At 39.1% G+C, this 22,285-nt stretch carries 19 protein-coding genes; 3 read left to right on the forward strand and 16 right to left on the reverse strand.

The annotated features are described in order from the left end of the window. Positions 1–6 precede the first annotated feature (6 nt). From AWN68_RS03585 to AWN68_RS03600, 3 genes are all read right to left on the reverse strand, one after another. Positions 7–768, reverse strand: a complete 762-nt coding sequence (locus AWN68_RS03585; RefSeq protein WP_068411559.1) for an MBL fold metallo-hydrolase — start codon at positions 766–768, stop codon at positions 7–9. A gap of 268 nt (positions 769–1,036) precedes the next feature. Then, positions 1,037–1,426, reverse strand: coding sequence for a response regulator (locus AWN68_RS03595; RefSeq protein WP_068411565.1), 390 nt, complete (start codon positions 1,424–1,426; stop codon positions 1,037–1,039). Then, the gene (locus AWN68_RS03600; protein ID WP_068411568.1) at positions 1,427–2,224 is read right to left on the reverse strand and encodes an Hpt domain-containing response regulator; all 798 of its coding nucleotides are present in this window, start codon (positions 2,222–2,224) and stop codon (positions 1,427–1,429) included. Positions 2,225–2,229: 5 nt separating this feature from the next. On the opposite strand from AWN68_RS03600, the gene miaA reads away from it, so the two are divergent. Beyond that, positions 2,230–3,183, forward strand: coding sequence for a tRNA (adenosine(37)-N6)-dimethylallyltransferase MiaA (gene miaA / locus AWN68_RS03605; protein ID WP_068411569.1), 954 nt, complete (start codon positions 2,230–2,232; stop codon positions 3,181–3,183). Here miaA and AWN68_RS03610 read toward each other — a convergent pair. Next, positions 3,157–3,603, reverse strand: a complete 447-nt coding sequence (locus AWN68_RS03610) for a hypothetical protein (RefSeq protein ID WP_068411572.1) — start codon at positions 3,601–3,603, stop codon at positions 3,157–3,159. The genes miaA and AWN68_RS03610 overlap by 27 nt on opposite strands. Positions 3,604–3,738: 135 nt before the next feature. On the opposite strand from AWN68_RS03610, the gene AWN68_RS03615 reads away from it, so the two are divergent. Continuing rightward, complete coding sequence (locus AWN68_RS03615) at positions 3,739–5,052, forward strand: glycosyltransferase family protein (RefSeq protein ID WP_068411574.1); 1,314 nt, start codon at positions 3,739–3,741, stop codon at positions 5,050–5,052. Here the strand turns inward: AWN68_RS03615 and AWN68_RS03620 are convergent. The 4 genes from AWN68_RS03620 to AWN68_RS03635 all read right to left on the reverse strand — a co-directional run bounded on the left by AWN68_RS03620 (position 5,049) and on the right by AWN68_RS03635 (position 10,802). Then, complete coding sequence (locus AWN68_RS03620; protein ID WP_068411577.1) at positions 5,049–6,524, reverse strand: lipopolysaccharide biosynthesis protein; 1,476 nt, start codon at positions 6,522–6,524, stop codon at positions 5,049–5,051. The genes AWN68_RS03615 and AWN68_RS03620 overlap by 4 nt on opposite strands. Positions 6,525–6,527: 3 nt before the next feature. After that, positions 6,528–7,055 carry a class I SAM-dependent methyltransferase gene (locus AWN68_RS03625; RefSeq protein ID WP_068411580.1) on the reverse strand — a complete coding sequence of 176 codons (528 nt, stop codon included), beginning with the start codon at positions 7,053–7,055 and terminating at the stop codon, positions 6,528–6,530. Beyond that, positions 7,048–8,280 (reverse strand): glycosyltransferase family 4 protein, encoded by a 1,233-nt coding sequence (locus AWN68_RS03630; protein ID WP_084362755.1) that lies wholly within the window; start codon positions 8,278–8,280, stop codon positions 7,048–7,050. The genes AWN68_RS03625 and AWN68_RS03630 overlap by 8 nt, the downstream gene beginning before the upstream one ends. Before the next feature lie 74 nt (positions 8,281–8,354). Beyond that, the gene (locus tag AWN68_RS03635; protein WP_068411586.1) at positions 8,355–10,802 is read right to left on the reverse strand and encodes a YfhO family protein; all 2,448 of its coding nucleotides are present in this window, start codon (positions 10,800–10,802) and stop codon (positions 8,355–8,357) included. A gap of 145 nt (positions 10,803–10,947) precedes the next feature. Here AWN68_RS03635 and ffh point away from each other — a divergent pair, with 145 nt between their 5' ends. Further along, entirely contained in the window at positions 10,948–12,279 is a 1,332-nt protein-coding gene (gene ffh / locus AWN68_RS03640) for a signal recognition particle protein (protein WP_068411588.1), read from the forward strand. 11 nt (positions 12,280–12,290) lie between these two features. Here the strand turns inward: ffh and AWN68_RS03645 are convergent, their stop codons facing one another. From AWN68_RS03645 to hisS, 8 genes are all read right to left on the reverse strand, one after another. Next, on the reverse strand, positions 12,291–13,001 hold the full coding sequence (locus AWN68_RS03645) for a hypothetical protein (protein WP_068411591.1): 711 nt from the start codon (positions 12,999–13,001) through the stop codon (positions 12,291–12,293). Between the two features lie 770 nt (positions 13,002–13,771). Further along, positions 13,772–14,320: a nucleoside/nucleotide kinase family protein gene (locus tag AWN68_RS03655; protein WP_068411597.1), complete on the reverse strand. Its 549-nt coding sequence runs from the start codon at positions 14,318–14,320 to the stop codon at positions 13,772–13,774. 12 nt (positions 14,321–14,332) lie between these two features. Continuing rightward, positions 14,333–15,310 carry a pyruvate dehydrogenase complex E1 component subunit beta gene (locus tag AWN68_RS03660; protein ID WP_068411600.1) on the reverse strand — a complete coding sequence of 326 codons (978 nt, stop codon included), beginning with the start codon at positions 15,308–15,310 and terminating at the stop codon, positions 14,333–14,335. A gap of 134 nt (positions 15,311–15,444) precedes the next feature. Then, a complete protein-coding gene (locus AWN68_RS03665) occupies positions 15,445–17,148 on the reverse strand; it encodes a tetratricopeptide repeat protein (protein ID WP_245657947.1) in 1,704 nt (567 codons plus the stop codon). Positions 17,149–17,579: 431 nt separating this feature from the next. Beyond that, positions 17,580–18,587, reverse strand: a complete 1,008-nt coding sequence (locus AWN68_RS03675) for a glycosyltransferase family 2 protein (RefSeq protein ID WP_068411610.1) — start codon at positions 18,585–18,587, stop codon at positions 17,580–17,582. Then, entirely contained in the window at positions 18,587–18,919 is a 333-nt protein-coding gene (locus AWN68_RS03680; protein WP_068411614.1) for a YbaB/EbfC family nucleoid-associated protein, read from the reverse strand. The genes AWN68_RS03675 and AWN68_RS03680 overlap by 1 nt, the downstream gene beginning before the upstream one ends. 24 nt (positions 18,920–18,943) lie before the next feature. Further along, positions 18,944–20,722, reverse strand: coding sequence for a gliding motility-associated C-terminal domain-containing protein (locus tag AWN68_RS03685; protein ID WP_068411616.1), 1,779 nt, complete (start codon positions 20,720–20,722; stop codon positions 18,944–18,946). A gap of 87 nt (positions 20,723–20,809) precedes the next feature. After that, positions 20,810–22,180 (reverse strand): histidine--tRNA ligase, encoded by a 1,371-nt coding sequence (hisS, locus tag AWN68_RS03690; protein WP_068411618.1) that lies wholly within the window; start codon positions 22,178–22,180, stop codon positions 20,810–20,812. Positions 22,181–22,285 lie beyond the last annotated feature (105 nt).

A 22,285-nucleotide genomic window follows, 5' to 3' on the forward strand; every position in this document is an offset into this window, starting at 1 on the left:
GGTGCACTAGATTTCGATTTTTAGCCCATCATAAGCTATTTCGATATTTTCTGGCAGAAGTATACTTACTTTCTTATGAGTGCCCATTTTGTGACTTAGGTGAGTGAAGTAAGTTTTCTCTGCATTGATTTCCTTGGCCAATTGAATGGCCTCATCTAGGGTCATATGACTTGGGTGTGCGTCAATTTGAAGGGCGTTAATCACTAAAGTTTTAGAACCCTTTATTTTTTCTTTTTCCGTGTCGGAAATGGTCTTTGCATCTGTAATGTAGGTGAAGTCTTTAATGCGGAAGCCAAAAACGGGTAATTTAAAGTGGATCACCTCTATTGGTGTTATCTTGGTCTTTTCTATAAAAAACGGAGAGCTATCGATTTCCTGAATGTCAACTGAGGGGATGCCTGGATATTTGGATTCACTAAAGATGTAGGCAAACTCTCTTTTGAGTTGTTCAATTACATTCTTACGTGCATAAACAGGTATGTCTTTCTTTTGTAGAAAGTTGAATGATCGAATATCATCCATTCCAGCAGTGTGGTCTTTATGTTCATGCGTAAAGACTAGCGCATCTAGTTGGGTAATGTTTTCTCTTAAAATTTGCTGCCTAAAATCAGGGCCAGAGTCGAAAATGATGCTTAATCCATCAACTTCTAAATGAATTGATGTTCTCAATCTCTTATCCCTGAAGTCCAAAGAACGACAAACCTCACAAGAACATCCAATTACTGGAACTCCTTGTGAGGTTCCGGTGCCTAAAAAAGCAACTTTCACAGGTCGATTTCGGTTTGTGATAATTCCATTAAGAGCTTCCTATTCTTTTCGTTAAGCTTCGATTTGTCTATTTGAATTGATTTTAAAATATCAATCAGGCACGTGATTTTGCCTTCAGTGGTATAGTACTTATTAATGATTGCAATTCTGGTGTCGTTAAGAAGGCAGTATCCTGACTTGAAACTGCCTTTTTCATACCGTAATATGTAATCAGATTCAGCGAAAAGATCTTCGAGTTTGCTCAAAAATTGTTTCGTGTATCTAACGGTCATTCAGCAGAAGCAGTATATTTTTTCACCAACTCAATAAGCTTATCATAATCCAGGGGCTTTTGCATGTATTCATTGACCCCAGCCTCAAAAAAAGTACTCTCAGGAAGATTTTTAGCATTTCCTGATATTCCAATAATAGGTACTTTTCCTTTTTTGTTTTTAATGGACCTGATCTTTTTAGTGGCTTCTAATCCACTCATTACTGGAAGATTAAAATCCATAATAATAAGGTCGTAATCATCTTTTTCGTACTTGTCTAATACGCTTTGGCCATCTTTAGCGGAGGTGATTTTGCAATTTTCAAAAAGCAGGATCTTTTTCAAAAGGTTTTGAATTACGGAGCTATCCTCCGCAACGAGTACGTTTTTATAATCCACTTCAGTCATTTAATTCAAGTTTAAGATTCTTCCGTAATTACTTACGAATTTAGCAAATAAAGCAAGTAATTCTTGTAAATAATTTTCCAATTCTATTGTTTGAGAATTTTTTATTTCGAATTCTACCTGCTCGGAAAACTTGGCAATAGGGGTAAGCCCTAATGATGCCGAATTTCCTTTGATAGTATGCAAGATACTTAAAATTTCGTCAATATCATTTGACTTAATATGAGATTTTAGCTGCTTTAGCGCTAAAGAGGTTTCTGATTCAAAGTCCTTGTATATCTCTAATAATTCTTTTTGTGAAGCGTATTTTCTGAGTTCTTTGATGGTCTTTATTTCAACTAATTCAGCATCGGAATATCTTAACAAATGATTTGAGCTTGCTTTTTCTTTTCTCCATTTCTGTAGGAGTTCTCCGATTTGATCTTTGAAAAGGTTTGCCTTTATGGGCTTCATGAATAACTCATCAAAACCGAGTTGTTTGAATGAAGTATTACCAAAATCATCTGAAAAGCCAGTAACAGCAAAAATTAGTGAAGGGTAATCCGGGTGTCTTTTCTTTATGAGGCTTAGACATTCAAAGCCGTCCATTTCGGGCATTTGAATATCCATAAGAATAACATCTGGGATATGATTTTCAAGGAATTTTAAGGCCATTTGACCATTTGAGGCTGACAACAATTCTGTATCTTCGTCCGATAAAACGGAACGTAAGTATTGACGATTTATGTCATTATCGTCTACGATAAGTATTTTTCTGCTCAAAATGGGGTGTCTAGGTTGAAGTCGGGCAAGTTTATTCATTAATTATGACGATTCAAATAGGAGGTGTGATTAAGTTTGACTTTTTAATTTGTGTGGTAGGGCCTACTGCAATTGGAAAAACCGTTCATTCAATTGAATTGGCCCAAAGTATTGGAACTGAGGTTGTTTCCGCTGACTCTAGGCAGTTTTATAAGGAGCTGGAAATAGGAACTGCTAAACCAAACAGTCAAGAACTTTCTGCTGTAAAACATCACTTGATAAATTCACTGTCTATTCATGACCATTATGATGTCAGAAAGTTTGAAAATGATGCTTTGAGGGTTTTAGCGCGTATCTTTTCTGAAATGAAAGTTGCGATCATGGTAGGCGGTTCAGGGCTATTTGTGGATGCCGTTTGTTATGGCCTAGACGATCTACCCCCAGTGTCTACTGAGTTGAGAAATCAACTTACTCAAGAACTCAATACAGGGGGGCTTCAGGTGCTAGTCGATGAACTATTGGAATCAGACCCTGAATATTGTAGCCAAGCGGACTTGAAAAACCCACAGCGCGTAATTCGTGCTTTGGAAGTTATTCGGTCTACAGGAAAGCCCTTTAGTAGTTTCAGAACAGGAAAAAAAGTCGATCGACCATTTCATGTGATCATGGTTGGTCTTGAGATGGATCGAGAGAAACTCTATGAGCGCATTGACTTAAGAATGGATCAGATGATTGGAAATGGTCTTTTTGAAGAGGCTGAGAAGTTTTATGAGCAGCGACACCTTAATGCGCTTCAAACAGTAGGCTATAGAGAGATTTTTGGCTATCTGGAGGGGACTTACGATAGAGAAGAGGCCATACGTCTGCTTAAGAGGAATTCAAGAAGGTATGCCAAGCGCCAAATGACATGGTTCAAGAAAAATGACCAAGTCAAATGGTTTGAGTCAAACGACCACGAAGGGGTATTGAAGTATGTTTTGTCAGAAATTCAATCAAAAAGTCTTGAAGCCGAAAAGTGAAGCCACCATTTTGTTGGAAGGCGAGGCGATAAATCGGTTATATTCCCCAGAGGCCGTTTTTAAATTACGAAGCAACTGCTTTTGCTCTTCATTTAAACGTTGAATTTGGGTTGACAATGGTTTGTCAGAAATTTGAGGTGCTGCCCGATTAATTTCTGCAATCAATAGCTCTTCTTTGCTAAAGCTCTGAAATCTATCAGTTGAAGTTTTTTTGAGCTGCACGGCAATTTCCGATAGTGGTGAAACTTCGTTACTGCTGTGATGGCCCAAGATTAAATGTTTTCTTTCACGACTCACCTCTTCCATCTTGTCAATCATTTTGGTGATATTTGCTTTTCGGGGCTTAATTTGATTATAGATATAAATAGAGAATAGTAGAATGAAACCTGAAAGAGCGACTATTATTGGCATGTAACCCATTGTTGTATGATTTGTGTTTGACCTATTTTGTTCGAAGTAAATTTTTTTTGAGAACAAAAGCAAAGTTAACCCTTAATAGCACCTTATTACCCTATAGTTTTATGTCATTATCGGTTTTCTTATCATATTTGACCAATGACGGATTCAGCCAATCAAAAAGTATTGATTATCACATACTATTGGCCACCTAGTGCTGGAGGCGGAGTACAGCGTTGGCTCAAGTTTTCTAAATACCTGCCAGAATATGGTTGGGAGCCTGTGATCTTCACTCCCGAAAATCCTGATTTCGATTTGAAAGATGATTCCTTAGTTAAAGATGTTTCTCCACAAACAGAAGTGTTGAAATTTCCTATTTGGGAACCCTATTCAATATTTAAAAAGCTTTCGGGCAGAAAGGAATTGAAGCAAGGTCAAGTATTAGAAGGAGGGAAGAAAAGTCTTCTTTCTAAGTTAGCCATATGGTTGAGGGGAAATGTTTTCATTCCTGACCCTAAGGTTTTTTGGGCAAAGCCTTCCGCTGATTACATTGCTACAATCCTAGAGAGTAACAATATAAAAACCATAGTTACCACGGGGCCACCTCACTCCATGCATCTGATTGGCTTAAAGCTTAAGATGAAAAACCCAGCTATCACTTGGGTGGCCGACTTTAGGGACCCCTGGTCTAAATGGGATATACTGAATAAGTTTAACATGACAGCTTTGGTTTGGCAGAAGCAAAGAAATTTGGAGCAACAGGTGATCCGTGCTGCAGATTGTGTGCTGACGGTAAGTGAAAGTTGGAAAAGCGATTTTGAAAAACTGGGGGCAAGAAGAGTAAAAGCCATAACTAACGGTTTTGATGAAGAAGATTTTAATACCTCTATTTCCGCTCCTCATCCTAATAAATTTAGAATAAGTCATGTGGGGATGCTGAACGTTTTCAGAAATCCTGAATGGTTTTGGAAGCTTTTAAATGAAATGGTGGCCTCAGACGAATTCGGTGATGATTTGGAAATCGAGTTTGTAGGGATTTTGAGTGATGATGTATTTACCACTTTTGAATCCCATGCTCATCTGATGCCGCTTATTAGGAAACATAATTATTTACCTCATTCGGAAGTGTTGGAGAAATACCAGCAATCTTCTGTGCTGTTATTACTTCAGAATAATTCTGAAAATGCAAAGGGGCATTTGCCAGGCAAGCTATTTGAGTATTTAGGAGCAAGTAGGAGAATCCTATGTGTAGGTAACAAAGAGAGCGATTTGGCCGAAATCCTGAATAAAACGAAATCAGGGTCTGTTTTTGAACAGACAGATGAGGATTTACTAAAGTCTTTTTTGAGAGAAGCCTACCAAGGTTGGAAGGGTGAAAATTCTTCTTCTAATGCTCAGGGGATAAGCAGGTTTGGGCGAAAACGCTTAACTAAGGAGCTGAGTGAGTTACTTAATTCATTTGGAACTCGCTAGCCATTCTTTACTCGTTTTATAAAGTTGGCTAATACTTGATTCACTTCATCCGAAACTTTAAATCCAATTGTTGCACCCATCAAAAGAACAGTGATGATAATTGAGCGAACCAACATGTCCAGTAAAGCATGGTCTAGCTTGGGAAGCATTTGATTTACCAAAAGCACAAATGCCACGATGATTAAAAGCTTTAAGGTGCTAAACGAAAAGGGTTGAATTTTGAATTTCGACCAAACGAAAATGAATTTACTCAAATTGAAAGTTAACATTGCCAAAAAGGAGGCGATTGCAGCCCCTTCAATTCCATAACTTGGAATCAATAATAAGTTGAGCACTATGGTAAGCATGGCTAAGATACCCACTGCAATCACATTAAACTTATAGTGTTTTGACATCACGATGATTTCTCCATTGGTACCGAAAATCATATCACTTAGCTTTCCTAGGCCAATAAACAATACCACGTTGATGCCTTGGATGTACACGTCTCCGTTGGGGATAAATGAATAGAGATTTTCTAGATTTGCCCAAATACCAATAAGCAATAAGCTCCCAATGATCATTTGATTGATGGAAGTCTGTTTATAGAGTTTCTCTACTGCAGGCATGTCGTTTTTCTCAAAAGCTTGAGCAATTAATGGAGCAGAAATCTGTGTGATGGAACGTTTGGGCATTTCGATTACTACTCCAATAAAAAAGGCAATCGTGTAAATTCCTGTAGCATCTAAACCCAAAGCACCGCTCACCATAATACTGTCAATTTGAAGTACGATTTGTGTACCTCCAGCTCCAATCATCATATAGACAGCATAAGTCAGGATTTGCTTCAATAGCGGTCTATCAATGAATTCAAAGTTGAAATTGAGATGAAAGGCTTTCAGGTTATGAAGGTAAACTATGATCGTTATCACCATAATGAGATAGGCTGCCAATAACCATTGGATAAGTCCACCAAAAGTGATGAGGTCTAAGGCATAGAGAGCGACTAGGGTCGTAACAGAAAGCCTAAATTGAATGTCTCGAATGAAGGTAGGGATAACGATTTTCAATAAACTACGACAATAGGCCTCCAACAATTGAAACTGAATGAGCAGAAGACTAATCAGTAGGGTGATCCCAAAATACTCAATAAATAGTCCCGATTCCTTAGCGAAGTAGGCTGTTATTTCTGTTTTGAAGAGGAAGGTAAATGCAGCAAATAAAATGAAGCCGATAAGCCCACCAAAAATAATAAAGCTTAGGAAGCCTTTTTGATCCTTCAGTTTTGGGAAGAACTTGACCAAAGCAGAGCCCAAGCCAAACTGCCCAAAAGTGGCCATTAAAAAGGCGCTACTCTGAATTAACCGAAAGAGGCCAATTTGATCTGCTTCTAGAAAATAAGGGAAAAGCCAAAGTACATTGACGTATCCAATCAGCACCCCTATATAGGCGATGATAGAAGAACGAATGCTTTGCTTGATTACGATGCCCACGGGTTACCTTTCAGCCTCAATAATATAATAACGTGGTGTGAATTTCCTTAAAATTGGTCTGAAACCAATTTTCTGAACTGGACTTACCCATTTTGCCCTGTTTAGGATTTTCCAGCCTGATTTTTCTACTAGCCAGTCAAATTGCCAATCTTCAAATTCATGAAAATGTTGATCCCATTCATCTGATTTATTGCGGTAGGCTTTTGCAAACCATAGGCTTAATGGTACTGATGCAAAAAGTTTAGGGGCTTTAACTTGTGCAAGAATCCCCATTGGGTTGATTAAATGCTCTAATACTTCGAACATGGTGACGGCATCGTAACCCTCTTTTGCAATAATTTCGGGGTTTAGGTCGAAATCTACTCCATAGGCGTTGTCAACTTTGTAGCCGTAATTGATCAAATACTCGGACATGTCATTCGGAGTGCCTAAATCCAATATTTTACTCCCATTAGGGAGAGATTCCTTCATGAACTCAAGTGTTTGCTCGAACCTTTTGTACTTGGTAACCTGTTTGTTATTATCAGTCATTGGTTTTAAGTAGTTGCTGGTATTCGTCTACAAGTATTTTACCTGTGGCTTCCCAGTTGGAGTTCCCGTTTATGGTGGCATCATAACCGTTTTTGCCGAGTTGGTTATAAAGCGCTTTGTTCAAATATAATGCTTCAACTTTATTAGCGAAGTCTTTCGGGCTTCCTCCTTCGAAAACTAAACCACTATTTAGTTCTTCCACTACTCGCTTTAATGGAGGAGCATCACTGACCAAAACCGGTTTCTCTACCATCATGCCCTGATAAAGTTTATGGGGAATAGTGTTATCGGTGTGCCCATTTCTATTGTGGGGAATTAAGTTGACGTCCGCAAAAGCCATGTAAGAAAAGAACTTAGTAAAGGGTTGGTAGCCATTGATTTTCACTTGCTTCTCAATGCCATGCATCTTTATCAGGCCTTCTAACCAATTGCGGGTGGCAGTCGAGAGTGTGCCAGTAAGTTCTAATCTTATTTTGGGATGATGTTTAAGAAATGCCAAGCCTTCAATGGCTACATCGACTCCCCTGTGGGGCCCAACACCTCCAGTGTAGGCAAGTATAAAGTCACCTTCATTATGTTCGTAAATATCTTCAAATGACTCCTGATTTAGGAAGTCTTTTCCTTCTGAATTGGTGATCGTTATGATTTTGGAGAAAGGAATATTGTGAAGTTGATGAATTCTTTCCGCCATTTCTTCAACCACGACAATCACTTTATCGGCTGATTGAGCCATTTTCTTTTCATAATTCAACCATTTGTTAAAGCCGAAAAACAAATTGTTTTTTAAACGAATGATTGGATTCTTTTTCCATTTGAACCAAACTTTTAAAGCTTCAGGATAATTCTCATGAAAATCCAGAACAACTTTCACCCCTGTTTTCTTTTTAAGCTGTATGGCCGTTTTCGCCAATGGTAAGTCGTGAACATGGATTGCATCAAATTGCTCCTTATTGTGCAGCCAGTATAGCTTTTTATAGAATACGGGCTGAAAGAAACCAAAGAAAACTAGAAGGATATCCCAAATACCTCTCCAGAAAAAGGTTTGAGCCATTGGAATCCTGTGGACTTGGATTCCATTAATCATTTCAGTTCTTAGTTCACTTTTTCTTTGAAGGCAAATCAGGTGGATTTCAAAATCAGCTTCAATAAGAGAAGTCACTTCTTTTGTTACTCGAATGTCATTCGGGTAAAATTCATGAAGAAGCATACAGATTTTTTTGCCCATAGCTTCAAATTTAGGATTGAAATTTTGATTATGAGGGATGAGACCTTTTTTTATGAAAATAAATACGGAATGGTTTAGGTCTTTTTAATCCTTAAACTCCAGTATACTGTTCCCAAAAACATCAACACCACCAAAATAGAGAAAATCCTCATCACGATTTTTCCTGTGCTGTAGATCGCGGGCTTGAATTCAAAAACTATTTCATGGTTTCCAGCAGGGATTTCCAATGCACGAAGCACATAATTAGCACGAAGCATTTCTACTGGCTGGCCATCGATGGTTACTTTAAAGCCTTTTGGGTAATAGATTTCAGAGAATACCGCAAAGCCATCTCCCGAATTCTGGCTGTTGTATTTCCAATATCCAGGGTGGTAGTCTACAAGTTCTATTTTCCCGTCCGAGCTTAAGTTCGTTGCTTTTAAATCAAATTCAGAGGTATTGATGGCTGCTTCCGTTTTAGTGTCGAGGTCATTGATAGAGTTAAATTCACCATCAGGAGAATCTACTTTGACTAAGTTGTCTACAAACCAAGATGCACCGTTGGCCGAATTGTTCGTTAACACACCTTGAGGTGATGAAGGATCAATAATAAGATAACGAGTATTCAACATATTCAAGATACCGAAACCTCCAAAGTCAGTATTGCCGTTTCGAATATTTTGGCTTAGTTCCTGCATTTCTGGTAAAATATTCTTGTCAATCAATTCTTGATACCTCCTTAATCTGGCACCATGGTAACCATTAATTGTATGGTGATGGTATGAAGATTTTGCGTTGTAGAACGAAGCCGTTAAGTTCAGAACTCTGTCGCCCTTGCTCTCATTTTGTTTGATAAAACGATCTGCATTTGATTCAGCAAAGAACTGTGCCCTTGGAGATTTAGCAAAGTTGGCTTCTCCAATAAAGCGCCCAGCTACTAGGCTGACATCTAGAATGCCAAGTAGAATCATAAGCCCGAAAGCCATTGGCTTTCCTAGTTTTTTGATGGAGTATAAAAAGTAAGTACCTGCAAAAAGGGCGATGAAAATAAAGGCACGGAATGCATCACTTCGGAATAAATCCTTGCGGTCTTCTTTCAGTGCGTTAGCATACTCTACAGGTAACTGTCCATCTAGGAATGAACTGAAACCTAACACTCCCGGAATGATGGCCAAGAGCAGGGCTAAACCCCCGGTGGCGCCTAATGCAATCCATAATTTCTTTTGTTGTGCTTTATTCAGTTTTTGATCTATCACCTTTTCTAAGCCCAGCATACCTAAGAAGATAATGCCGAAAATGGGCATCATAATCGTGAAACTTACCGACCTGAACTTATTATAGCCAGGGAAATAATCGAAGAGAAAGTAATTGAGGCTAGGCAGGTTTCGACCGTAGCTTAAGAGGATTCCTAAAATGGAAATGGCCACTAGCCAAATCACATACCTTCTTTCCACAAAGAAGATTCCCACTACACAAAGAAATACCATAATAGCACCAGCATAATAAGTAGTGGGCGATTCTTTACCCCAATATGGCCTAAAATCGGGTCTTTCTTGGAATAGTTGTAATATTTGCACCTCTGTTGCTCCGGCTTTTCTAAGCTCATTTGCCGTCTTAGAATCCATGCTTAGAAGGTCATTCCCACCCATAGCATTTGGAATAAATAAGGTGAAAGGGTCGGCAAGGCCATTGCTGTATTGGAAGGCGTAAGTTTTAGACAACCCATCTTCATTTAAATCTTGGTCGGTTTGCGCTGTTAGCTCAGACGCACCACGGTTTGAATATTTTCCATACTCGTAGGTCGCGTAAAATTCGCCAAAGAAAGTGCCTACGGCTAAAACAGCCGCCAATACTAATAACCCCAAACGTTGTGCAAAAGGCTTGAGATCTCCTTGCTTTATGGTATGAATAAGTTGAAGCAAACCGTAAATGGCAACAATAAAAGCTAAATAGTAAGTGATTTGAAGATGGTTGACCCGCATCTGCATGGCCAATGCCAAAGCGGTAAGACTAAAGCCCAACCATTTATTTCTGGTGAAGCAGAGGTGAATTCCACCCATAACCAAAGGCATGAGCGATACCGCTGAAATTCGAGCGTTGTGCCCAGCCGTTATGCCAATAATATTGTAGGAAGAAAGTGCGAAAGTGACTGCGCCAATAATGGCCAAATAGGGCCTCACTTTAAAGCAGAGCAACATGATGTAGAAGGAAATCATCGAAACGAAGATGATTCTAACAGGGTGGGGCAGTCCAAAACTGATGACCGCATGCATGGTTTTGATTAACTCATTTCCCCATTTCACACTCACCATATAGGCTGGCATTCCACTAAACATGGAGTTCGTCCAAAGTCCTTCTTCACCAGTTTCGGCACGATAATCCAAAATTTCTTTTGCGCCACCTTCCCATTGTAAAATATCGCCTTGGGTTAAAGCTTTGCTTTCAAAAAAAACAGGTTTGAAAAGGATGAGGGTAAGTACTAAGAAAATAGCTATCGCAACAATGTGAGGCAATACGTCCTTCTTAAAATCGACTTTAATCATGTTTGGGAATGTTATGAAGGCACCAATATCTTCATATCAAATGTATTTAAAAAGGTGAAATGTTTTTTTTGGGTTTTTCAATGCGAATTCATTCTTCGTGCTGACGATAATTTTTATATTTTTGCAGTCAATTACAATTGAGAATATGTTTGATAATTTAAGTGGTAAGCTGGATCAAGCGTTCAAGACGCTAAAGGGACAAGGAACAATAACCGAGATTAACGTTGCGGCAACGGTAAAGGAAATCAGAAGGGCTTTAATCTCTGCTGATGTTAACTTTAAAGTAGCCAAGGATGTAACGGATAGAATTAAAGAGCAAGCGCTTGGACGCGATGTTTTGATTTCTGTTAAGCCGGGCCAACTTTTAGTGAAGATCGTCAACGAAGAGCTTACCAAGATGATGGGGGGCGAAAAGGCCGACTTTAATACAAAGGGCGACCCTGCTGTAATCTTGATTTCCGGACTTCAAGGTTCGGGTAAAACCACTTTCTCTGGTAAACTGGCCAACATGCTTAAAAAGCAAGGGCGTCAGGTATTGCTAACCGCTTGTGATATTTACAGACCTGCTGCGATTGACCAATTGAAAGTATTGGGCGAGCAAGTGGGAGTGGAGGTATATGCTGAGCCAGAGAATAAGAATGCCCTTGAAATTGCCAACAACGCGATCAAACACGCTAAGGCAACGGGTAAGAAAATTGTAATTGTGGATACTGCTGGACGTTTGGCAGTAGACGAACAAATGATGAATGAAATTGAGGAGCTTAAAAGAGCCCTTAATCCTACCGAAACCTTGTTTGTTGTCGATTCGATGACAGGACAGGATGCGGTAAATACAGCCAAAACCTTTAACGAGCGCCTCGATTTTGATGGTGTTGTGTTAACCAAATTAGATGGTGATACCCGTGGTGGAGCTGCCCTTTCTATCAGGACTGTGGTGGAGAAACCAATCAAGTTCATGTCTACTGGAGAGAAGATGGATGCCATCGATCTTTTCTATCCTGACAGGATGGCCAGCAGAATTCTTGGTATGGGTGATGTGGTGTCTTTGGTTGAAAAAGCACAAGAAAACTTTGACGAGGAAGAAACGCGTAAGCTGAACAAGAAGATTCGTCAGAATAAATTCGATTTTGAAGACTTCCTTTCTCAGCTTGAGCAAATCAAGAAGATGGGTAACATCAAAGACCTTTTGGGAATGATCCCAGGTATGGGGAAAGCCATGAAAGGATTAGATATTGATGACGATTCATTCAAACCTATTGAGGCCATCATCAAGTCAATGACGAAGGCTGAAAGGGCCAATCCAGATTTAATTGACGGCAGCAGAAAGAAAAGAATTGCAAGTGGTAGTGGCAGAACTATTCAGGAAGTAAATAACTTAATGAAGCAGTTTGGCGACATGCGCAAAATGATGAAGACCATGAATAAGATGGGTGGAGGGAAGAGAGCCTTGGCCAATCTTGGAGGAATGAGAAGGTAATTCTTAGTTTACTATTTTTGATTCGATTCCCATTCAATGTAAGCCTTTTGGTATTGGAAATCTGTGGTTTGAAAAGTGAGTTTGTACTTGAACCCTTTGGGATTTCCCATCGAAGAGAAGCGCGCCATATTAACACTGGTGGAATCTGCATTGGGCTTTTTATTCACTTCATATTCTATATCAGCATCTTCTCTGACCCATTTTAGCCTAAATTGATCTAGGTTTTTATTAATGGAATATCCCTTACTCGTCTTTGTTAGTGCTTTTTCTGTTTCCAGAAGCGTTTTATTATGATGATCGTTGATCAATAATTTAGCCCTGCCAAATTGATTGATTAATTCATTGGACTTGTCTACAGTTAAAAAAGCTTGAATCTGCACCAATAAACTATCGATAAAGATCAGGTCAATATTGCTGATATAGTGGGCTTCGGCCAAATAGTCTATTTGATCTAACTGATAGACCGAAAAGTCTTTGGTGTAAAACTCCCCATAATGTTTGAAAACCCTTTGATCGAGTTCCGAAATAGACATGCCCAACTCTAATGAGGAAAAGGAAAATTTGTACTTGGGGATTGAGCTGTTTACTGAAGCAATTGGTACCCTAGGGGCTTGCTCTACTTCTTCTACTTTTTTCTGAGGGACCTCCTTTTTAGGAGCGCTACAACCTATTGTAAATAAAAGGATTGTAATCAATAAGAATGGCTGAACTATCTTCTTCAATACAGAACTAATTTTTACGTTAATGTAGAAGAAAAAAGTCTAATAAACAAAGAAGGTAAGGTCAGCTCTTTGGTAGTCTCTTGTTCGCTGCACGGTAACTGGTGCTCGCTTTTGATTTGATGATTACCTATTTTGTGATGTAGTTCAAGTGCACAGGTTGTAAAGAAAGATCAGCCTGCACTACATTGCGAACTAGGGAGAAATGCAGATAAATTAATTAACTATGGCTGATTCATGTTCGATTTAATTTTATTCCTACTTGGTATACTCGGATGGTTAAAACTAATTACTCATTATAAATACTATAGAGAGTTAACTGGCAAAAACTATGACAAAGATTTTGGGAAGTTTATTTACAATAAGTTAGATAAGGAAAGTTTTGGTGACGTTTTATCGACTAGTTTGAAATTTATATTGCCAATATTTAAGAAAGAATTTTTGGATATAGGTGAAGATAATTACTATATCTACCGTAAAAGAGTTTATATCATTTTAGCAGTCTGGTGGATTACCTTCTCTATTTTAATAGTGTACCACACTAATGTATTAAAGTATCTAACTTTCTTTTTTCAGGGCTTAACTACTTGAAAAATAATGGAACCCGCTTATACACTGCGGTAACTGGTGCTCACTTTGAGTGAGTACCTATTTTGTTATGCATTTCAAGTGCATTGTTTGTAAAAATGAAGTAAGACCAGTCCGTACTAAATTGCGAACTAGGGAGCTTCAGAGGAATATCAACAGGTGGTAATCAAAAAGAAAAATCAATCCTATTGTTTGATTGCTGCTAAAACCTCAAAGTGTTGGTTAGTCGTGATGTCCTTGATTTGAATAGCCTTTAAATCACTAGGAGGAAGACCATATTTTAAATGAGCCTCCCATACATATTCAATAAACCATTCTGGTTCATTTCCCCAGCGATTTTCGTCTAATCTTCTTTTTAAGAAATCCTCTTTATCAATATTTAGGTAAATGGATTGGTCGATTAACGCATTGAGTTTGGCGTTGGCAAACACTAGAATACCCTCAATGATGACATAATCATAATGGTTTTTTGCTTGGGTAATGGCTTTGTGCCAAGCATTCCAGTCTATGGATTCTGGGAGCTCCCAGTTGGGCTGGTCTTTGATTTTCGGTAGTTGATCTTTGGGGAGTGCGTATTCGTCCTGATGGAGCACTGTGGCGTTCTTTAACTGAATCCCCAGCCAATCTGCCACGGTAGATTTACCTGATCTTGAAACTCCTCCTATGGCGATTACGGTAGACATGGCTAAAAATAAAAAATCCGAACCTATAAGGCTCGGATTCTTAAATATCATTTTTAAAAAAGACTACTTATACATTACAGAATGTACTGCATCTAGCGTTCTTTTCACATTCGGTAGAATAACGTCTATCAAAGTTGGAGCATAAGGCAATGGTAAGTCCATGCTGTTTACCCTTTTGATTGGTGCATCTAAATAATCAAACGCATCTTTTTGTACGTTGAAAGCAATGTCTGTTGCCAATGAAGACAATGGCCATGCTTCTTCCACAATTACTAAACGGTTTGTTTTCTTCACCGACTTAATAATGGTAGGGTAATCTAAAGGTCGTACAGAACGAAGGTTGATTACCTCTGCACTAATTCCGTCTTTGGCCAATTCACCTGCTGCCTGGTGGGCTATTTTCATCATTTTACCGAAAGAAACCAAAGTGACATCAGTTCCTTCGCGCTCAATGTGGGCTTTACCAATTTCTAAAACGTATTCTTCTTCAGGCACTTCGCCTTTTTCGCCATACATTACTTCCGACTCCATAAAGATGACAGGGTCGCTATCGCGAATGGCGGCTTTTAACAAACCTTTGGCATCGTAAGGAGTAGAAGGAACCACCACTTTCAATCCTGGTGTGTTTGCATACCAGTTCTCAAAGTTTTGAGAGTGCTGAGAGCTCAACATACCTGCGTTTCCTGTAGGTCCTCTAAATACGATAGGAACGGAGTATTGTCCGCCAGACATCGACATCATTTTAGCAGCTGAGTTAATCACTTGATCAATGGCTACCAATGAGAAGTTGAAGGTCATAAATTCGATGATTGGCTTAAGACCGTTCATCGCGGCACCAACACCAATTCCTGCGAACCCTAGTTCCGCAATAGGGGTGTCGATTACTCTCTCTGGGCCAAACTCGTCTAACATACCTTGGCTCACTTTGTAAGCACCATTATACTCAGCCACTTCTTCTCCCATAAGAAAGATTTTATCATCTATTCTCATTTCCTCAGACATGGCTTCTCTCAGGGCTTCACGAAACTGTATTTCTCTCATTCATCTAGGGGTTAATGGCCGTAAAAATAAACATTCAGTACTCAATTCACAAAGAAAGATTGACAAGAGTAATGAGCATAAAAAAAGGCTCTGAATTTGCATCCAGAGCCCTTTATTAAGTTTTTTTTGTTCGATTACTTCAAGATATCGATAAATGCTTGAGTACCACTGAACTCTCTGAACTCTAAATCAGATAATGCTTTAGCTTTCAATGAAGCGTCTGCGTTTACTGCATTTCTCAAGTTTTCGATTACTTTGTTCTCGTTTCCTTGACGAGCAGCAGCAACTGCGGCTAAGTAATGAGCCCATACAAATGCTCTGTCGTTAGAGATTACAGTTTCGAAAGTTGACTGTGCACTTCTGAAATCTTTTTTCAAGAACTGAACCATACCTTTGTTGTATTGGTCAACTGAACGGTTAGTAGCATTGTTCAATGAGCTTGAAGCTGCATCGTAGTTACCCATTCTAATTTCAACAGCACCTTTAGCGCCATTAACACCTTGTCTAACATCGTTACCTGGGTTCATGGTTAATGCTTTGTTTAAAGCATCAAGAGCCGCTTGGTTGTTGTTTTGCATAGCTTGTGCCATTCCTAGGTTTGCTTGCGCTTGAACGTTAGCATTCTTTTGATTAGAAATTTCGAAATGATTGATTGCATCTCTCAACATGTTGGTTTTTTCTCTTCCAGAAGCAGCCATTGCCATTTCCATTGTTACAGCACCTAAGTTGTTATGAACCGCCCAAGTATCGTTCTTCTTAGCCGCAGCTTCGTAGATTGACTTTTTTTCTTCCAAAGAAGGAGAGAAAGAAGCAGCATAAGCCAATTCTTCACCCGAAAGTTGGTCAGCTGACCCTCTTCCTTGTGCAATAGATTTTGCTAAAGTGATAATCTCTTCTCTTGATTTCTTAGGCTTGATAGTTAAAACTTCAGTTTTAGCTGTTCTCAGTTGAGGATAGATGTCTTTGAATACTTGCTTGTAAGTACTCAATTTCTGAAGTTGTTTTTCTTTTTGTTCGAAAGAACCTGAACCATTGATGATGTTAGTCCAGTCTGATTTTTGAGCAGAAGAGATACCATTATAGCTAGAAAGCATAGCTTTCAAATCATTCCAATCATCAATAACTGGCTTAGTAATGAATCTAATTTGACTAGCCATTCCTTGGTAGTCATATTTGTCCATTTGCTCTCTGTACCATGTTTCGATGGCTACAGCTCTTTCTTTTGCTAAGTCAGCATTAATTCTGTCTTTACCTTCTGGTGAGTGAGTTCCAGTAATGGATACTGTTTTCGTTGCGTTTTTCTCTGCGATATAGGCAGCGAATCTTGAGCCTCTATCACTATTTTTCTCTACTGGTCTTAGAACCGATCTTCCTTGCTCGAAAAAGAACTCTACGTTAGTAGGGATTAGTTCTTCTTGGTCGTTATAACCATGAGGAGCATATGAAGCAAAGTAAGAAGATTGAACCAAAGTAGAAGTTGTGATCAAACCTTCAGCAATGATAAGTTTTTCAGATTCTACAAAGTTTCCAGTTTTAGGGTTTGATGCAACTCCTTGAACTAAGAGGTTTCCGCGAGACATAGCAGGGTCGTATGCGAAAGTATAGTCCTTCGTTACCTTTGGTTGCTCAGTAGCAGCGTTAGGGTAGTCTTTTTCGTTGAAAACAACTGGAGCCAATTGTTTCTCTTGACTTCCGTATTGATAATACGTATTGAGTGTGTATACTTTTTTACGTTTTAACATCTTCACAGGCAGGTTTGCCGACATTGTGAATTTCACTTCGTTCCCGTGAACTTCCAATGGAGTTGGCTCAACTGTAAGTCCCTGGTCTTTAGACATTCTTGCCATTTTGCTTAATGCGCAACCAGACATTGATAAGATACCAAGTATCAAGAATGGAAAAAATAGTTTAGCTGTTTGGGTTTTCATATTATTTTAAATTGATTTAGAACAGTATAGCCTTAAATTTAGGATTGCAAGTTTAATAAAATTTTAATGGATTCCGATTTTAAGCTTTAATAAATTGTTTTGTAAATTTGTTGTAATATTTGTTCAATGGAAAGAATTCAACGGTTTTTCGAAAGTCAAGCTTATGGTGTTTGTACCAAATTAGGCGAGAAGCTCAATTTGTCAGCTTCCTCTATTCGCTTGTTCTTTATATATGCCTCCTTTATCACCTTTGGTTCGCCATTGCTTGTTTACTTAGGACTCGCTTATATTATTAATTTTCGCAAGCATTTACGGAGAAAACAAAATCCGGTTTGGTATAACTAAAAATTTATTTTTCGATAGGTTTTCTTCTGTTTGATAAAGTAATCCCAAATTACTAACCCGTTATACCGAGGATTGTTTTGAGATATTCTAATTGAAGATTTTCGCTTTCTTATTTGGCGCGGAATGGATCTCATAAAATCGAAATGAGCCCTGATGATGGCAAGCCCATGAGGGAGTCCACTCAGTACAGAGAATTGGGCAATGGCCAGCCAATCCAAGAACAAACGAACCGGAAATTTCCAAAAAAAATCAGCAGTGTTTTCGTTCTTTAAAAGGATGGTTAATCCGTTTCTGAAGTTTAAATAAGTTTTTCTCGGGCTCGATTTGTCTAGCGTTCCTCCTCCCAAATGGTAAACCACACTTTCTGGACATACCTTTACTTTATAGCCTAAATTCCAAAAACGCCAGCAGAGATCGATTTCCTCCATGTGGGCAAAGAAGTCTTCGTCTAAACCGCCAGCCTCAAAATAGGCCGACCGTCTTACGAAAAGAGAAGCTCCTGAAGCCCAAAAAACATCTTGGGTTTCTTGATATTGGTTTTTATCTTCCTCTATAGTATGAAACACTCTTCCTCTGCAAAAAGGATAACCAAGAATGTCTAAGTATCCACCAGATGCCCCTGCGTATTCGAAATGAGTTTTTTTCTTTAGGTCAAGAATTTTAGGTTGAACTGCGGCCAGATTACTATCAGACTCCATTAGTTCCAATATCGGCTCGATCCAGCCTTCTGTTACCTGAACATCTGTATTGAGCAGTACCACAAACTCATGTTCTAACTCCTTTAGGGCTTTATTATAACCACCGCAAAATCCGTGATTTTCAGCATAGGAAATTATTCTAACGGTAGGGTAGTTGCTCTTTAGGAATTGAAGCGTATCATCTGATGAGCCGTTATCGATTACAACGATATCATAACCGGTGCTGAATTGAACAACGGATGGCAGGAAGTTTTCTAGATGAGTTTTGCCGTTGTAATTAAGTAAGGCAACTGATATTTTTGACATTAGAACATATTGCCTAGGTCCATTCCTGGGATATTGGGCATAATACCCTCGGTACTTTTTCTGATTTCTTCTTTAGCACTTATGTCTGCCTTTTCAAGGGCATTGTTAATGGCGGCTACAGTAAGGTCTTGCACAGTTTCTTTGTCTTCTTTGCTCATTAAGGCCTCATCAATTTCGATTGAGATGACTTCCTTTTTACCATTGACAGTGGCCTTTACCATTCCGGCACCTGCCTCGCCTGTTTCATGGATGTACTCTAGCTTGTCCTGGGCTTCCTTCATTTTGGACTGCATCTCCTTTACCTTGCCCATCATTTTCATCATATCGAACATAAGCTTGTTATTTTTTACCCAAAACTATCGAATTAATACTAAAGTTCCGGTCTGTTGAATGGTGGTATTTCCTGCATCTTGAAACGAAACGCGGTAGGCGTAGCCGCCTATACTGGCTGGTGTACCATTATAATTGCCATCCCAACCAATATTTGGGTTGGTTGTGTTGAAAATCAAATTGCCCCAACGATCGAAAATCTGCATTTGGAAGTTGACGAATATGCCATCGCCAACCGTAAAGGTGTCATTTTTGCCGTCTCCGTTGGGGGTGAAGGCATTTGGTAATCGAATTGTGCCAATGGAAAGCGGGAAACAGAACTCGGAACTCATTTCTGAAATATTTCCGCAGTCGTCTTCATAGGCTACTGTATAGCAAAGCTCTAATTGCCCTGACCTTAAATTAGTATCCGTAAAATCGGAGGTTGTCGATGTTCCAATAGCACTAAAGGTATCGTCTGGATTCTTTTTATAAATGCTATAACTGGCAGCGTTTACTGGGGCCTCATCAAAGTCGAGTTTAAAAGTTGCGTTTACTAACTCTCCTTCCATATTTTGAATGGCTGGAGGGCTGAGGGTTCCGCTTAAGTCTGGAATAATGATTACACTCTTGGAAGTAGCTGTTCCAAAGGTGGCTTCGAAATAATAGTTTTCCACCAATGTGCAATTGCTTAGCAGACGCTGCACTGTGCCTAGGCTTGTAGTGAATGTTTCCTGAGGACTATTGTTTTCATAAAACTGAATTTGTGTGAGACCATTTGTGTTGGAGGCAAAATCAAAATCAATTTGAATATCTGAGTTTACATAGGCAGCACTGGATTGAGCAGCTACGGAATAAATGGTTTCTGAAGGAACAGCATTCGCATTACAACGATCTGCACTTTCAATTTTAACGGCATACACGGTATTGATGAAATCGAAATTTCTGTTGGTGTAAGTGAAGTCTCTAGGATTTGTATTGGGGTCTAAAGTAATGACGTCAGTTTGACTTCCATCTTCGGACTCAATCGTTAATGTGTGTACAATTCTACTGTCCAAGCTTTCATAATTGATGTCGACCATGGTGGCATCCAAGACTTCAAGGCTATTGATGACTGGAGTGGGGGAGCTGTCAAGCGTGCTAATTGATTTTATGTTTTCAGAACAGTTCGTAGGATTCCCAGAAGCAAGCCCTTGTACGGAAATATCGTAATCCCCAGCTACACCGTAGGTGTAGGTCAATTCGTTTGAGCCAGCTTTATCTACAGTTTGAGTAGGACCTCCATCACCAAAGTCAACAGCGTAGCTGTCGTAGCTGTCTTGGTTAAAAACTAGCTCTATAAACACTTCATTATTGGCGCAGGCAAATACATTGTAGGTGGGTTCAATGGTTTCTATGACCGTGACTTTAAGATAGCTTACTTTGCTACCATTAGGTTGAGTACCATTAAGTTGGATAATGTAATATGTGCCTGGAGTATTATAGGTAAAGGTTTTGCTTCCTATATAATCATTTGCTTGGTCGTCATTTGGATCCCCGTCATCAACACAGGCGCCAGGGTTTGATTGATAGTCTGTACTACATGTAGAGGGGTCAAGTATGTTGTCATAAAAATATGATATAGATCCGCCAGGATTGCCGCCAATAGCTTCATTTACAATGTTAACAGTAAAAGGAGCGCAACCCGAAATCTCGTCCGCTTCGAAATTACCATTTGGGAGGCTCGAATTTTGGGAGAATGACCTGTTTGGAAACACAAAAAGCAATAAAATCAAGACACCAATAGGCGTAATGAATTTTGAAAGTGCTTTTGAGTCAATATTCAATTCGGGTGCTAATTTGATTTCGCTTCTTGATTAACGGTACATTATCGCGAAACTTATTTAAAAAGTCGGCTTTGCTGTTCTTTACATTTACTGCGTGGCTAGGAAATCTATAAGTTCAAGCAAAGTCTGTTTGTGTTGTTCACCGCTCTCCATATTTTTCACCGTGTATATATTGGTGTCTATTTCTTCTTGACCCACCATAACTACAAAAGGTATATTTTTCTTGTCGGCATAACCCAATTGCTTTTTCATCTTGGCCGGTTCAGGATAGACTTCACAATTGATATTGTTGTTCCGCAACCGCGAAGAAAGGCCTAAAGCATGCCCCAAACAAGATTCGTCAAAATTGGTAATCATCACTTTTGTGTTCCCCAATTGATTTGAAGGGAATAGGTTGAGTTCGTCCAATACATCATAAATCCTGTCCACGCCAAAAGAAATACCTACTCCCGAAACGCCTTCTAAGCCAAAAACACCAGTAAGGTTGTCATATCGACCGCCAGCGGTGATGGTCCCCATCTTTACAGAAGTGGGCTTTACCTCGTATATGATCCCTGTATAGTAAGAAAGGCCACGGGCCAAGGTAAGGTCGAAGTGAATTTTATCATGAGCAACCCCCAAACTGGTCATGTGTTTCAAAGTAGTTTCAACTTCATTTAAACCTTCTAATCCTGCTGCTGAGCCAATAAATACTTTTCTCAGGGTTTCGATTTTATCAGTATTGCTTTCTTCAATTTCAAGAATGGCTGTGAGTCGGTCAAGTCCAGACTGAGGAATGCCTAGCTGTGACATTTCTCCCAACATTTTTTCTAGACCGATTTTATCTAGCTTATCTAAAATAACACAGAAGGCTGAAAATTTGTCTGTAGCACCAATTACATCAGCCAAACCTTCAAGTATTTTTCGGCTACTAATAGAAACCTGGTAATCCTTAAGTTCCAGTTCGCAGAAAATTTCATTCACCATGGCCATCAGTTCTGCTTCGCAAACCAATGAATTGGTACCAATAATATCCGCATCGCACTGATAGAATTCTCTGTATCGACCTTTCTGAGGTCTGTCGGCACGCCAAACTGGCTGAACCTGATAACGCTTAAAAGGAAAAGTAATGTCGTTTTGGTTCATTACTACGTAGCGAGCAAAGGGCACAGTAAGGTCGTATTTCAATCCTTTTTCTGTTATTTTCTTACTGAGTTCTTTGGCTCCAGCTTCAAAATCAGTGGAATCAGTTTTTGAGAGGAAATCACCAGAATTTAAAATCTTGAATAAGAGTTGGTCGCCTTCATCACCATACTTCCCCGTTAGGGTGTTAAGGTTTTCAATAGCGGGTGTCTCTAATGGCATGAAGCCATATTTTTTAAAAACGCCTTTTATTGTATCGAGAAGATAATTTCTGCGGAACATTTGCTCCGGTCCGAAATCACGAACGCCTTTAGGTAATGAAGGTTTTTGAGCCATTCTTGTTGGTTTTAATCATACAAAACTACTAAACACAGGGCTAATCTGATTGTTCTTGAAGAGAATATTGAAAACTAATGTGAATTTTATTTCGCTAGGGGTTTA

The sequence above is a fragment of the Roseivirga echinicomitans genome (assembly GCF_001592935.1).
Lineage (GTDB): Bacteria > Bacteroidota > Bacteroidia > Cytophagales > Cyclobacteriaceae > Roseivirga > Roseivirga echinicomitans.

Bases quoted from the DNA above. Each gene is read 5' to 3' on its own strand.
- AWN68_RS03595 (WP_068411565.1), bottom strand. From the start codon at position 1,426: ATGACTGAAGTGGATTATAAAAACGTACTCGTTGCGGAGGATAGCTCC.
- AWN68_RS03600 (WP_068411568.1), bottom strand. From the start codon at position 2,224: ATGAATAAACTTGCCCGACTTCAACCTAGACACCCCATTTTGAGCAGA.
- miaA (WP_068411569.1), top strand. From the start codon at position 2,230: ATGACGATTCAAATAGGAGGTGTGATTAAGTTTGACTTTTTAATTTGT.
- AWN68_RS03610 (WP_068411572.1), bottom strand. From the start codon at position 3,603: ATGGGTTACATGCCAATAATAGTCGCTCTTTCAGGTTTCATTCTACTA.
- AWN68_RS03615 (WP_068411574.1), top strand. From the start codon at position 3,739: ATGACGGATTCAGCCAATCAAAAAGTATTGATTATCACATACTATTGG.
- AWN68_RS03625 (WP_068411580.1), bottom strand. From the start codon at position 7,055: ATGACTGATAATAACAAACAGGTTACCAAGTACAAAAGGTTCGAGCAA.
- AWN68_RS03630 (WP_084362755.1), bottom strand. From the start codon at position 8,280: ATGGGCAAAAAAATCTGTATGCTTCTTCATGAATTTTACCCGAATGAC.
- AWN68_RS03635 (WP_068411586.1), bottom strand. From the start codon at position 10,802: ATGATTAAAGTCGATTTTAAGAAGGACGTATTGCCTCACATTGTTGCG.
- ffh (WP_068411588.1), top strand. From the start codon at position 10,948: ATGTTTGATAATTTAAGTGGTAAGCTGGATCAAGCGTTCAAGACGCTA.
- AWN68_RS03655 (WP_068411597.1), bottom strand. From the start codon at position 14,320: ATGATATTTAAGAATCCGAGCCTTATAGGTTCGGATTTTTTATTTTTA.
- AWN68_RS03660 (WP_068411600.1), bottom strand. From the start codon at position 15,310: ATGAGAGAAATACAGTTTCGTGAAGCCCTGAGAGAAGCCATGTCTGAG.
- AWN68_RS03665 (WP_245657947.1), bottom strand. From the start codon at position 17,148: ATGTCTAAAGACCAGGGACTTACAGTTGAGCCAACTCCATTGGAAGTT.
- AWN68_RS03675 (WP_068411610.1), bottom strand. From the start codon at position 18,587: ATGTCAAAAATATCAGTTGCCTTACTTAATTACAACGGCAAAACTCAT.
- AWN68_RS03680 (WP_068411614.1), bottom strand. From the start codon at position 18,919: ATGTTCGATATGATGAAAATGATGGGCAAGGTAAAGGAGATGCAGTCC.
- hisS (WP_068411618.1), bottom strand. From the start codon at position 22,180: ATGGCTCAAAAACCTTCATTACCTAAAGGCGTTCGTGATTTCGGACCG.